This is a genomic window from Streptomyces sp. NPDC037013 (genome assembly GCF_055607265.1).
Window position 1 is genome coordinate 206183 of the sequence record NZ_JBVJRV010000001.1, and the last position, 12007, is coordinate 218189.

The 12007-nt window shown below is 70.9% G+C and carries 11 protein-coding genes; 5 read left to right on the top strand and 6 right to left on the bottom strand.

The genetic code is table 11. From position 1 onward, the window contains the following. Positions 1 to 18: 18 nt before the first annotated feature. The 4 genes from narI to ACZ7DY_RS00950 are packed head-to-tail and all read right to left on the bottom strand — an operon-like array spanning position 19 to position 6660. Entirely contained in the window at positions 19 to 744 is a 726-nt protein-coding gene (gene narI, locus ACZ7DY_RS00935; protein ID WP_471128287.1) for a respiratory nitrate reductase subunit gamma, read from the bottom strand. Further along, positions 741 to 1319, bottom strand: a complete 579-nt coding sequence (gene narJ / locus ACZ7DY_RS00940) for a nitrate reductase molybdenum cofactor assembly chaperone (RefSeq protein WP_471128290.1) — start codon at positions 1317 to 1319, stop codon at positions 741 to 743. Before narJ ends, narI begins: the two co-directional genes overlap by 4 nt. Continuing rightward, the gene (narH, locus tag ACZ7DY_RS00945; protein ID WP_471128293.1) at positions 1316 to 2977 is read right to left on the bottom strand and encodes a nitrate reductase subunit beta; all 1662 of its coding nucleotides are present in this window, start codon (positions 2975 to 2977) and stop codon (positions 1316 to 1318) included. The genes narJ and narH overlap by 4 nt, the downstream gene beginning before the upstream one ends. Continuing rightward, positions 2977 to 6660 (bottom strand): nitrate reductase subunit alpha, encoded by a 3684-nt coding sequence (locus tag ACZ7DY_RS00950; RefSeq protein ID WP_471128295.1) that lies wholly within the window; start codon positions 6658 to 6660, stop codon positions 2977 to 2979. The genes narH and ACZ7DY_RS00950 overlap by 1 nt, the downstream gene beginning before the upstream one ends. A gap of 224 nt (positions 6661 to 6884) precedes the next feature. On the opposite strand from ACZ7DY_RS00950, the gene ACZ7DY_RS00955 reads away from it, so the two are divergent. Beyond that, positions 6885 to 7307, top strand: coding sequence for a hypothetical protein (locus ACZ7DY_RS00955; RefSeq protein ID WP_471128298.1), 423 nt, complete (start codon positions 6885 to 6887; stop codon positions 7305 to 7307). A gap of 58 nt (positions 7308 to 7365) precedes the next feature. Here the strand turns inward: ACZ7DY_RS00955 and ACZ7DY_RS00960 are convergent, their stop codons facing one another. Further along, the gene (locus tag ACZ7DY_RS00960; RefSeq protein WP_471128300.1) at positions 7366 to 8217 is read right to left on the bottom strand and encodes a helix-turn-helix domain-containing protein; all 852 of its coding nucleotides are present in this window, start codon (positions 8215 to 8217) and stop codon (positions 7366 to 7368) included. 141 nt (positions 8218 to 8358) lie between these two features. On the opposite strand from ACZ7DY_RS00960, the gene ACZ7DY_RS00965 reads away from it, so the two are divergent. The 3 genes from ACZ7DY_RS00965 to ACZ7DY_RS00975 all read left to right on the top strand — a co-directional run bounded on the left by ACZ7DY_RS00965 (position 8359) and on the right by ACZ7DY_RS00975 (position 10513). Continuing rightward, positions 8359 to 8664, top strand: a complete 306-nt coding sequence (locus ACZ7DY_RS00965; protein WP_471128303.1) for a 4a-hydroxytetrahydrobiopterin dehydratase — start codon at positions 8359 to 8361, stop codon at positions 8662 to 8664. A gap of 7 nt (positions 8665 to 8671) precedes the next feature. Next, positions 8672 to 9412, top strand: a complete 741-nt coding sequence (locus ACZ7DY_RS00970; protein ID WP_471128306.1) for a class I SAM-dependent methyltransferase — start codon at positions 8672 to 8674, stop codon at positions 9410 to 9412. Positions 9413 to 9565: 153 nt separating this feature from the next. Next, positions 9566 to 10513: a class I SAM-dependent methyltransferase gene (locus ACZ7DY_RS00975; RefSeq protein ID WP_471128308.1), complete on the top strand. Its 948-nt coding sequence runs from the start codon at positions 9566 to 9568 to the stop codon at positions 10511 to 10513. A 53-nt stretch (positions 10514 to 10566) separates the two neighbouring features. Here ACZ7DY_RS00975 and ACZ7DY_RS00980 read toward each other — a convergent pair whose 3' ends face one another. Continuing rightward, positions 10567 to 11358 carry an aldo/keto reductase gene (locus ACZ7DY_RS00980; RefSeq protein ID WP_471130152.1) on the bottom strand — a complete coding sequence of 264 codons (792 nt, stop codon included), beginning with the start codon at positions 11356 to 11358 and terminating at the stop codon, positions 10567 to 10569. A gap of 322 nt (positions 11359 to 11680) precedes the next feature. On the opposite strand from ACZ7DY_RS00980, the gene ACZ7DY_RS00985 reads away from it, so the two are divergent. Then, entirely contained in the window at positions 11681 to 12004 is a 324-nt protein-coding gene (locus tag ACZ7DY_RS00985; protein WP_471128311.1) for a hypothetical protein, read from the top strand. The last annotated feature ends 3 nt before the right edge of the window (positions 12005 to 12007 follow it).

A 12007-nucleotide genomic window follows, 5' to 3' on the forward strand; every position in this document is an offset into this window, starting at 1 on the left:
GCGGGGGAGCGGCCGGGCTCACGAACCCGTCCGCTCCCAGCCCCGCCGCTCCGGCCGCGCCCCGACCCGCTTCGGGTCCCGGCTGCGGTAGACCACGTACGGCCTGAAGAGGTACTGCACCGGCGCGCTGAACATGTGGATCAGCCGGGTGAAGGGCAGCAGCGCGAAGAGCAGCATGCCGATGACGGCGTGGATCTGGAAGGTGAGCGGGACGCCCACCATGCGGTCCACGTCGGGCTGGAGGGTGAACAGGCTGCGGGACCACGGGGCGAGCGACTCGCGGTAGTTGTACCCCTCCTCCAGGCCGGAGTTGGTCAGCTTGGCCCACATGCCCATGACGATCGCCGCCAGCAGCACGACGTACATCACCTTGTCGTTGACGGTGGTCGCCCGGAATACCGGCGCGTTGGTGCGGCGGCGGTAGAGCAGCATCAGGATGCCGAGCACCGCGAGGGCGCCCGCCGCCGTGCCGCCCCACAGCGACAGCTTGTGGTACGTGCTCTCGTTCAGGCCGACGCCGTCCGTCCACGACTCCGGCACGAACAGGCCCATCAGATGGCCGACGAGCACGAAGAGGATGCCGTAGTGGAACATCGGCGACGCGATGTTCAGCAGCTTCGACTCGTAGACCTGGGAGGAACGGGTCGTCCAGCCGAACTTGTCGTAGCGGTAGCGCCAGACGATGCCGGCGACGAGCAGGACGAAGGCGACGTAGGGGAGCACGCCCCACAGCAGCGTTTTCATGACGGGCGCTCCCCGATGAGTGCGAAGGGTTGGAGGCCGACGTCCTCGCGCGGCGGCCCGGAGCGGGCCAGGGCCAGCGCCTCGGCGCGGTCCTTGGGCGAGGGGCCCGGCAGCGTCGCGCACACCGCCTCGACGACCGCCGCGTAGGGCGTGCCGACGTCGGTGAGCGCGATCCGCAGCAGTTCGAGACCGCTGCGGTGCTCGGTGAGGAGCACCGGCCCCGCCTGCGCGGAGAACTCCAGGACCGCGGGCAGGAAGTCAGGCAGCTCCTCGCCGGTGAATTCCAGGCCGTGTTCCCGGTAGACCTCCTTGAAGCGGACCAGGGCCATGCCGCGCCGCCGGGTGTCGCCCTCCCGCCACCAGCTCAGGTACAGGCTGTGGCGGTTCTTGAAGTCGAAGACCTGCACGTAGTGCGCGGCGAGTTCGCGGGGCCCGGTGGTCGCGGCGTACTCGAGGAAGCCGCCGAGCTCCGGGGGCGCGGCCGCGGTCAGCAGCGGCAACCGCTCGCGGAACTCGTCGTCGGGGTAGGCGAGGCAGAGCGCGGCGGCCTGGTAGAGCAGGGTGTGGCGGGTCACTTGTCGTCCTCTTCCCTGGCGGCGTGGGCCTTCTCGACCGCGCTGGGCTCCTCGTCGGCTGTCTGCCGGGCCCGCAGCGTGTGGAAGTTCTCGATGGTGACCAGCGGCAGCTGTCTGCGGCCGGAGTCCTGCCCGAACGGTCCGTCGTCGCCCATGCCGGGCCCGCCCTCGTAGTCGAGGCTGCAGGAGTCCGGGAGCGCCGATTCCTCCAGGCGCTGGGCGTCGGCGACGGCCGCGGTCGGGATGACGTACCGGTCCTCGTACTTGGCGATGGCCAGCAGCCGGTACATCTCCTCGATCTGGGGGCCCGACATCCCCACCGCGGCGGCGGCCGAACCGTCCGGCCGGTCACCGAGGTTGATGGCCCGCATGTGGGCCCGCATGGCCGCCAGCTTCTCCAGCGAGGCGCGCACCGGGCCAACGTCGCCCGCCGTGAAGATCTCCGCGAGGTATTCGAGGGGGATGCGCAGCGTGTCGATGGCGCCGAACAGATTGCCCAGGTCCTCCCCGTCGTGGCCGGTCTCGGTGAGCGCATCCACCACCGGGGAGAGCGGCGGGATGTACCAGACCATCGGCATGGTGCGGTACTCCGGGTGCAGGGGGAGCGCCACCTTGTACGTGCTGATCAGCGCGTGCACGGGGGAGCGGCGCGCCGCCTCGATCCAGTCGTGGGTGATCCCGGACCGCTCGGCGTCGCGGCGCACCTCCGGGTCGTCGGGGTCGAGAAAGACCCCCAACTGCGCCTCGTAGAGCCTGTGTTCGTCGGGCTCGGAGGCCGCCGCCGTCACCTTGTCCGGGTCGTACAGGATCACGCCGAGGTAGCGCAGCCGACCCACGCACGTCTCGGAGCAGACCGTCGGCAGGCCCACCTCGATTCGCGGGTAGCACATGGTGCACTTCTCGGCCTTGCCGGTGCGGTGGTTGAAGTAGACCTTCTTGTACGGGCAGCCCGTCACGCACTTGCGCCAGCCCCGGCAGTGGTCCTGGTCGACGAGGACGATGCCGTCCTCCGACCGCTTGTACATCGCGCCGGACGGGCAGGACGCCACGCACGCCGGGTTGAGGCAGTGCTCGCAGATCCGCGGCAGATAGAACATGAAGGTCTGCTCGAAGGCGAACTTCACCTTGTCGGCAGCCTGTTGGCGGGTCTTGGCGACCATGGGGTCCAGATGGCCGTGCTCGGTGGTGCCGCCGAGGTTGTCGTCCCAGTTCGACGACCACTCGATCTTCATGGGCTTGCCGGAGATCAGGGAGCGCGGCTCGGCCACCGGGTAGTCGTCGCCGAGCGGGGCGTCGGTGAGATTGCGGTACTCGTACGTCCAGGGCTCGTAGTAGTCCTTGATCTCCGGCAGCTTGGGGTTGGAGAAGATCTCCAGGAGCGACTTGATCCGGCCGCCGTTCTTCAGCTTGAGGTCGCCGCGCTTGTTCAGCTCCCAGCCGCCGCGCCACTTCTCCTGGTCCTCGTAGCGGCGCGGATAGCCCTGTCCCGGCCGGGTCTCGACGTTGTTGAACCAGACGTACTCCATGCCGTCGCGGTTGGTCCACGCCTGCTTGCAGGTGACCGAGCAGGTGTGGCACCCGATGCACTTGTCGAGGTTCATGACCATCGCGATCTGGGCCATGACGCGTCGTCCGCCGGTGGCTTCGCCTCGGGGCATCAGTACTGCACCTCCTGGCCGCGACGGCGGATGACCGTCACCTCGTCGCGCTGGTTGCCCGTCGGGCCGAGATAGTTGAACGCCCATGACAACTGCGCGTAACCGCCGATGAGATGGGACGGCTTGAGGATGAGGCGGGTCAGCGAGTTGTGGATGCCGCCGCGTCTGCCGGTGGCCTCCGCCTTGGGGACGTTCACGGTGCGTTCCTGCGCGTGGTGCATGAAGACCGTGCCGGCCGGCATGCGGTGCGAGACGATCGCGCGGGCCACCACCACGCCGTTGCGGTTGACGGCCTCGATCCAGTCGTTGTCCTTGACGCCGATCGCGTCCGCGTCCTGCGGTGCCATCCAGATGCACTGGCCGCCGCGGGAGAGCGAGAGCATGAAGAGGTTGTCCTGGTACTCGGAGTGGATCGACCACTTGTTGTGCGGGGTGAGGTAACGGACCGTCACCTCCTTCTCCCCGTCCGGGCCGAGCCGTGGCTCGCCGAAGAGCCGGTTCATGTCCAGCGGCGGCCGGTAGACGGGCATCGCCTCGCCCAGCTCGTGCATCCAGTCGTGGTCGAGGAAGAAGTGCTGGCGCCCGGTGAGCGTGTGCCAGGGCTTGAGGTGCTCGGTGTTGAGTGTGAACGCCGTGTACCTGCGCCCGCCGGACTCGCTGCCGCTCCACTCCGGCGAGGTGATCACCGGGACGGGCGCGGCCTGCGTGTCGGCGTACGTGATGCGCTTGCCCTCGTGCTCGGCGGCCAGGTGCGCCATCTCCTGGCCGGTGCGCGCCTCCAGGGTGTGGAAACCCTGCGTGGCCAGGCGGCCGTTGGTCGTGCCGGAGAGCGCGAGGATCGTGTTGGCGGCCTTCACCGCCGTGTCCAGGGCGGGGCGCCCGTCGGCCGGTCCGCCGCGCACGACGCCGTTGCGCTCGCGCAACTCGTCGACTTCATGGTCGGGATTGAACGAGATCCCCTTCACCGGCAGCCCGAGCTTCTCCACCAGCGGGCCGAGCGCGGCGAACTTCGCGCCGATCGCGGTGTAGTCGCGCTCCACGACCGTCAGGTTCGGCATCGTCCTGCCCGGCACCGGCTCGCACTCGCCCTTGCGCCAGTCCAGGACCACGCCGCCGGGCTGCGCGGTCTCGCCCGGGGTGTCGTGCTGGAGCGCGGTGGCGACGACGTCCTTGCGCACGCCCAGGTGGTCCACAGCCAGTTCGCTGAGCCGGTCGGCGATGGCGCGGAAGGTGTCGAAGTCGGTGCGGGCCTGCCAGGGCGGGTCGACGGCCGGCGTGAACGAGTGCACGTAGGGGTGCATGTCGGTGGTCGACAGGTCGTGCTTCTCGTACCAGGTGGCCGCGGGCAGCACCACGTCGGAGAGGAGCGTGGAGGACGTCTGGCGGAAGTCCAGCGAGACGAGCAGGTCGAGCTTGCCCTCGGGCGCCTGATCCCGCCAGGTCACCGTCGAGGGGCGCTCGCCGGGCACCGCCTCCTCGGCGCGCAGCGAGGAGTGCGTGCCGAGCAGGTGCTTGGTGAAGTACTCGGCGCCCTTCGCGGACGAGCCGAGGAGGTTGGCGCGCCACAGCGTCAGGACGCGCGGCCAATTCTCCGGCGCGTCCGGGTCCTCGCAGGCGAACTTGAGCGTGCCCGCCTTGAGTTCGTCGACGACGCCCGCCACCGGATCGCCGGGCATCTCGCCCAGATCGAGGGGGTTGCGGTCGAAGGTCGGGTACGAGGGCATCCAGCCGGAGCGCGTGGACAGGGCGAGGCAGTCGGCGCCCGTCATCCCCGCGAACCGGCCCTCGCCGAGCGGGGAGGAGAGCACGTCCGCGGCGAACCTGTCATAACGCCACTGGTCGGTGTTGAGGAACCAGTACGCGGCGCCGATCATCTGCCGCGGCGGCCTGCTCCAGTCGTTGGCGCTCGCGAGCGTCGCCCAGCCGGTCGCCGGGCGACACTTCTCCTGCCCGACGTAGTGTGCCCAGCCGCCGCCGTTGCGGCCCTGGCAGCCGGTGAGCTGGAGCAGCGCCAGGAAGGACCGGTAGATCGTCTCCGAGTGGAACCAGTGGTTGGTGCCCGCGCCCATGAGGATCATGCAGCGGCCGCGGGACTTCTCCGCCGTCGCCGCGAACTCCCGGGCGATCTTGACGCACTTGGCGGCGGGCACGGAGGTGTGGGCCTCCTGCCAGGCGGGCGTGCCGGGCTGCGTGCCGTCCTCGTACGAGGCGGGCCAGGCGCCCGGCAGACCCTCGCGCCCCACCCCGTACTGGGCGAGCAGCAGATCGAAGACCGTGGTGACCAGCGGCCCGTCCTGCCCGCCGAGCCGGGTGGCGGGCACGCCGCGCCGCACCACCTCGCCGCGGCCCTGGCCGTGCGTGCCGCCCTCCGTGTCGAAGCGGGGCAGCAGCACCTCGACGCCGGTCGCCACGTCCGAGCCGTACAGGGACAACTGCGGCGCGATGGCGCCGAGTTCAAGGTTCCACCTGCCCTTGCCGGAGTCGGTCCAGCGGAAGCCGAGCGAGCCGTTCGGGACGGCGGGGCGGCCGGTGTTCTCGTCGAGCACCGCCGTCTTCCAGTCGCCGCCCTCGCCCTCGTCGCCGAGATCGCTGGCGCGCAGGAACTTCGCCGGCACGTACGCGCCGTCCTTCTCGGTGAGCGTCACCAGGAAGGGCAGATCGGTGAACCTGCGGACGTAGTCCGTGAAGAACTCCGTCGTGCGGTCGACGAAGAACTCCTTGAGGATCACGTGCCCCATCGCGATGGCCAGCGCCCCGTCGGTGCCCGGGTGCGGATGCAGCCACTCGTCGGCGAACTTGGCGTTGTCGGCGTAGTCGGGCGCCACGACCACGACCTTCTGGCCGCGGTAACGCGCCTCGGCCATCCAGTGCGCGTCGGGCGTCCGCGTCACCGGCACATTGGAGCCCCACATCATCAGATACGCGGCGTCCCACCAGTCGCCCGACTCCGGCACGTCGGTCTGGTCGCCGAAGACCTGCGGCGAGGCGACCGGCAGGTCCGCGTACCAGTCGTAGAAGGAGAGCATCGGCGCGCCGATGAGGCTCATGAAGCGGGCGCCGGCCGCGTGCGAGACCATCGACATCGCGGGGATGGGGGAGAAGCCCGCGACCCGGTCGGGCCCGTACGTCTTGATGGTGTGGACGTGCGCGGCCGCGATGATCTCGACGGCCTCGTCCCAGGTCGCCCGCACCAACCCGCCCTTGCCGCGCGCCTGTTGGTACGTCCGGCGGCGCTCGGGGTCATTCTGGATGTCCGCCCAGGCCAGCACCGGGTCCTTCAGCCGCGCCTTCGCCTCCCGGTACATGTCGACGAGGACACCGCGCAGATACGGGTAGCGGACGCGGGTGGGGGAGTAGGTGTACCAGGAGAACGCGGCGCCCCGGGGACAGCCGCGCGGCTCGTACTCGGGACGGTCGGGGCCGACGCTCGGGTAGTCCGTCGCCTGCGTCTCCCACGTGATGATGCCGTCCTTGACGTACACCTTCCAACGGCAGGAGCCGGTGCAGTTCACGCCGTGCGTGGAGTGCACGACCTTGTCGTGGCTCCATCGGTCCCGGTAGAAGGCGTCCGCGTCCCGGCCGCCGGTCAGCCGCACGCTGTGCAGGTCGGGGGCGGTAGTGCCGCGCCGGAAGAACTTCCCCGCCCGCAGCAGGGCGGCGGCGGGCTCGGTCGTCTCAGTCACCGTGGAGCTCCCTAGGTCTGCCTCCCCCCGAACCTAGGCGCGCGCGGCACGGGGCACCTGTCGGCCGCCGCCGTACGGGTTGCCGGGGGAGCGGCCCGGCATTACCCCGCACGTAATCGACCCCGGCTCGGGCGCCCGGCAGAGTGAGGGCAACGGATCCGGTCCGGCGCACTCCGGACCGGATCCGGCTCCCGAACCCGTTCTCCGCCCGGAGGTAATCCGTCATGGCCACGTCCGCGTACCCGCTCGCCTCGCTCGCCCGCACCACCGACCCGACGACGATGCTGCGCCGCTTCCTCGGCCTCGACGCCGTCGTGACCGCCGGGAACGGCGTCGCGTACGCCGCCGCCTCCGGTCCCCTCGGCGACCTCCTCGGTGTCGGCTCCGGGCTGCTCCTCGGCGTCGGCGTGTTCCTCACCCTGTACGCCGCCGGCGTCGGCTACCTCGCCGCGCGCAAGAGCCCGCCGACGTTCGGGGTGCGCGCGGTCATCGAGATGAACGCCGCGTGGGCGGTGCTCAGCGTCGTCGCGCTCTTCGCCTGGCTCTCGCCCGGCACGGCCGGAGCGGTGTGGATCCCGCTCCAGGCCGTGGTCGTGGCCGGTTTCGCAGCGCTCCAGTACGGGGCGCTGCGGGCGGTCAGGGGCTGAATCCGCAACCGCGGGCGCTGTCCCCGGGGCGCGCCCGGCCGCCGGAAAGGTGCGCCCGCTAGGGCATGTGCGTCTGCAAGTACTTGACCGTCGCCGGGTCGGCCGGGAGCAGCGTCTCGATGGCCAGCTCGGCGACCGTCACGTCCATCGGGGTGTTGAACGTCGAGATCGACGAGATGAACGAAAGCACCTGCCCGTCGTGCTCGATCCGCAGTGGCAGCGCGAAGTAGGGCACGTCCGTCCCCGGCGCGAAGGCGTCCACCCCGGGATCCGCCACCGGATACGCCGCGACCTCCTCGTACACCTCCCGCAGCGCGTCCGAACGCTGCAGGGCGATCTGCCGCTCCATCTGGTGCAGCAGGTGCCCCCGCCACTCCCGCAGGTTGCGGATCCTCGGGGCGAGGCCCTCCGGGTGGAGCGTCAGCCGCATCGCGTTCAGGGGCGGCGCCAGGAGGTGGTCGGGGATCCCGTCGAGCATCATCGCGATGCCGCGGTTGGCCGCGATCACGTCGTACGTCGCGTCGACGACCAGGGCGGGATAGGGCTCGTAACCGGCCAGGAGCTGTTCAAGACCCTCGCGCAGGGTGCCCATGGACGGATCGTCGAGCGGGGTCTCCCGGAAGCGCGGCGCGTAACCGGCCGCCAGGAGAAGCGAGTTGCGCTCCCGCACCGGGACGTCGAGGTGGTCGGCGAGGCGCAGCAGGAACTCCTCGCTCGGCCGCGAACGGCCCGTCTCGACGAAGCTGATGTGCCGGGCGGACGAGTCGGCCCGCAGCGCCAGCTCCAGCTGGCTCACCTTGCGGCGCTCGCGCCAGCCGCGCAGGAGCGGGCCCACTCCGGCGGCGTTGTCGTTGCTGGTCCCCTTGGCCTTGCCTCTGATGTTCCCCTTGGCGGGCGCGGCGGTTGTCATACGTAGACGGTAATCGAAACAGTTTGTGGCAAGGTGAGCCGGAGACCGGCTCGTCACTAGAGAGCCGCCGTTGAACCCGTCACTGAACCCCGTCACCGGGCCCGGCCACCGGACCCCGTCGCTGGACAAGGAGTGTGCCCCATGGCCCCCGAACCGCTCTCGCAGAAGGAGATCGAGGACCGCCTCGCCGAACTGCCCGGCTGGTCCGTGGAGGACGGCAGGATCACCCGCTCCTACCGGCTCGGCTCGCACTTCGCGGCCACCGGCCTGGTCGTCCACATCGCCCAGACGCAGGAAGAGCTCGGCCACCACTCGGACCTGACGCTCGGCTACAACACCGTCACCCTGGCCGTGAACACGCACAGCGCGGGCGGCGCGCTCACCGCCCTCGACTTCGAACTCGCCCGCAGGGTCGAGGGGTTGGCCCCCGGCCACGGCGCGGAATGAGCGCCCTGTGCTGAACTACAGCAAGGAAGCCGAGCGGTACGACGCCTCACGCGGCGGTGAGCCCCGCGCCGAGGCGGCCGCCGACGCGGTCCTCGGCCTGCTCCCCGCCGACACCGGCACACTCCTCGACGTCGCCTGCGGCACCGCTCTCGTCACCCGGCGTCTCGCCGCCCGGCCGGGGCTGCGGGTGACGGGCGTGGACGTCGCGTACGGCATGGCCCGGCTCGCGGCGGAGCGGATACCGGGCGCCGTCGTCCTCGGCGACAGCCGCCGGCTCCCCTTCCCCGACGGCACCTTCGACGCCGTCAGCACCGTGTGGCTGCTGCATCTGCTCGCCGGGCCCGAGGACGCCTCGGCGGTCGTCGCCGAGTGCGCGCGGGTCCTGCGGACCGGCGGGGTGTACGTCACGACGGTGGACAAGGCCGCCTCGCACGACGTGGGCAGCGACATCGACACCGTCCTCGCGCCGCGCCCGGTGGGGCCCGCGGTCGACCGCGCCGAGGCCGTGGACGCGTACGCCGCCGAACACGGTCTCACCCCGGCGGGACGGGCACGGTTCCCCGGCCACGGGCAGGGCCGGTCGCCCCGCTCCACACTCGACGACCTGCGCCGCGGCTGGTTCACCCGGATTCCGCCCGACGGCCCGATGGCCGACCGGTTCGCGGCGGGACTCGCGGCGCTGCCCGACCAGGACGTGCCGCGCCCCGACCCGCACTTCAGTCTGCGCGCCTACCGCAGACGGCGCTGAGGAATCACCCCGTCCGCACGAACGGATTTTTTGCGGGACCGGCAAGACCGTTGGTCGGAGACCGGAAACCGGGAGCACTCTGGCCCTGTCGGCACGCGAGGACGCCCCGACACCCCAGGACAGCTCGACCGACCGGAAGGCGACGGAGGAACGATGGGCCATCAGCAGGGTCAGGTTCAAGGCCAGGACCAGGGCCAGGGGCAGGGAGACGAGCAGACCCGAGGCGCGGGCCACGGACACAGCCACGGACACGGTCACGGCCACGGCGGCGACATGGACTGGGCGGCCATGGGCGCCATGCTGGAGCGTTACGCCCGGGTCGCCGCGCCCCAGTACGGCGAGGTCGCCGACTGGCTGAAGCGCTGGGTCCCCGCGCCGGGCGTCGTCGCCGACGTCGGCTCCGGGCCGGGTGCCATCTCCTTCCTGCTCGCCGAGGCCTTCCCGGGAGCGCGGATCGTCGCGGCGGACCCCGAGGAAGCCCTCCTGGAGCGGGCCCGCGAACGCGCCGCGCACGAGGGCCTCGCCGACCGCTTCACCACGGCGCGCGCCGCCCTCCCGGACGACATCGACGCGGTGCCGGTGGCCGACCTGCTGTGGCTGTGCAAGTCCCTGCACCACGTGGGCGACCAGGGCGCGGCGCTGACCGCGCTGGCCGGCCACCTCGCTCCGGGCGGAGCCATCGCCCTGCTGGAGGGCGGCCTGAACCCCCGCTTCCTCCCGCGCGACATCGGCTTCGGCCGACCTGGACTCCTGGCCCGCCTCGACGCCGCCGACGAGGAGTGGTTCGCAGAGATGCGCGCGGGGCTCGACGGCGCGAAGGAGACCACGGAGGACTGGCCGGCCCTGCTCGCCGACGCGGGCCTGCGGTACGAGGCCACCCGTACCTTCCTCCTCGATCTGCCGGCACCGCTGACGGAGGACGCCCGCGCCCACGTGGTCACGGAGCTGACCCGCCGCCGCGAGATGCACGCCGACCGCCTGGCCCCCGATGACCTCGCCGCCCTCGACCGCCTCCTGACGGAGGATGACCCCCAGAGCCTGCACCGCCGCCCCGACCTGTTCCTGCTGTCGGCGCAGACGGTGCATGTGGCGGTGAAGTGACATGCCGTCGGCCGGCCTGCTCCGGCAGGCCGGCCGACGTTTGAGGCGAAGACTCAGGCCACGTCGAACGTGGCCGGGTCCGGGCCCGTCCTGCGGTCCTCGTTCAGGGCCGAGATCGCCGCCATGTCCTCGGGGTCGAGCTCGAAGTCGAAGACGTCGATGTTCTCCTTGATGCGCGACGGCGTCACGGACTTGGGGATCACGACGTTGCCCAGCTGGATGTGCCAGCGCAGCACGATCTGCGCGGGCGTGCGGCCGTGCTTCCGGGAGATGGCGATGATCGCCGGGACCTCCAGGAGGCCCTTGCCGGAGCCGAGCGGCGACCACGCCTCGGTGGCGATGCCCTGTTCGGCGTGGAACTCGCGCGAGGCGCGCTGCTGCAGGTGCGGGTGGAGCTCGATCTGGTTGACGGCGGGGATGACCGACGTCTCGCCGAGGAGCCGCTCGAGGTGCTCGGGGAGGAAGTTCGAGACGCCGATGGACTTGGCGCGGCCGTCCGCCTGGATCTTCTCGAAGGCCTTGTACGTGTCGACGTAGCTGTCCTTGGAGGGCAGCGGCCAGTGGATGAGGTACAGGTCCACGTAGTCCAGGCCGAGCTTGGCCAGCGAGGCGTCGAAGGCGCGCAGTGTCGTGTCGTAACCCTGGTCGCTGTTCCAGAGCTTCGTCGTGACGAACAGCTCCTCGCGGGCCACGCCGGAGGCGGCGATGGCCCGGCCCGTGCCTTCTTCGTTGCCGTAGATGGCCGCGGTGTCGATGCTGCGGTACCCGGCCTCCAGGGCCAGCGCGACGGCCTTCTCGGCCTCGTCGTCCGGAACCTGCCACACGCCGAAGCCGAGCTGGGGCATCTCGACGCCATTGTTCAGGATGATCGGGGGAACCTTGCTCACGAGCTTTCGATCCTTCATTCGTCGGTTGGTCTATCCATGGTCAACGATCAGGGCCGATGCTGCATTCCTGACCATGTAGAGGGAGATACGGGTGGGGATCAGGTGTGCGGGGTGGCCGGCCGGGCAGTTCGGTCCGGACCATTGACGGTGTCCCTTCAGGGCGCGACTCTATTGCCACGCCGCTGAACGCGGGACACCTATGTGAACTCTATAAGCGCATGGGCCGCTCCACGTCTCTGTGGTCTGTTCCTGAAACCCCACCTCTTCAGGAAGGCAGCCGATGCACGGCATCTGGTGCTTTGGGTGCGCGGGGGCCCGCGCTTATCCGGAGCGACGCCGCCGCCACGCCGCGCTCGCCGTCCACACGGGCGAGGACCGCTGGTACCTCGTCAACGCCATCCCCGACATCGCCGACCAGATCGACCTGGCTCGGCTGCGCCGTACCGCTCCCGCCGAGTGGCCGCGGTACGCCGCCGGGGCCGGGCCCGACGCGGACACCCGGTCCGTCGCCCTGCGCCTGACCGACCCCGATGCCGAGCAGCACAAGCTCCTCGCCGACTGGGGCCTCGGGGTCGCCGCCGACGGGATGGTGATCGAGCGGTGAGCG

Excerpts from the sequence above, each read along its gene's own strand:
- narI (WP_471128287.1), bottom strand. The coding sequence starts at position 744 with ATGAAAACGCTGCTGTGGGGCGTGCTCCCCTACGTCGCCTTCGTCCTG.
- narH (WP_471128293.1), bottom strand. The coding sequence starts at position 2,977 with ATGCCCCGAGGCGAAGCCACCGGCGGACGACGCGTCATGGCCCAGATC.
- ACZ7DY_RS00955 (WP_471128298.1), top strand. The coding sequence starts at position 6,885 with ATGGCCACGTCCGCGTACCCGCTCGCCTCGCTCGCCCGCACCACCGAC.
- ACZ7DY_RS00960 (WP_471128300.1), bottom strand. The coding sequence starts at position 8,217 with ATGACAACCGCCGCGCCCGCCAAGGGGAACATCAGAGGCAAGGCCAAG.
- ACZ7DY_RS00965 (WP_471128303.1), top strand. The coding sequence starts at position 8,359 with ATGGCCCCCGAACCGCTCTCGCAGAAGGAGATCGAGGACCGCCTCGCC.
- ACZ7DY_RS00975 (WP_471128308.1), top strand. The coding sequence starts at position 9,566 with ATGGGCCATCAGCAGGGTCAGGTTCAAGGCCAGGACCAGGGCCAGGGG.
- ACZ7DY_RS00980 (WP_471130152.1), bottom strand. The coding sequence starts at position 11,358 with ATGCCCCAGCTCGGCTTCGGCGTGTGGCAGGTTCCGGACGACGAGGCC.
- ACZ7DY_RS00985 (WP_471128311.1), top strand. The coding sequence starts at position 11,681 with ATGCACGGCATCTGGTGCTTTGGGTGCGCGGGGGCCCGCGCTTATCCG.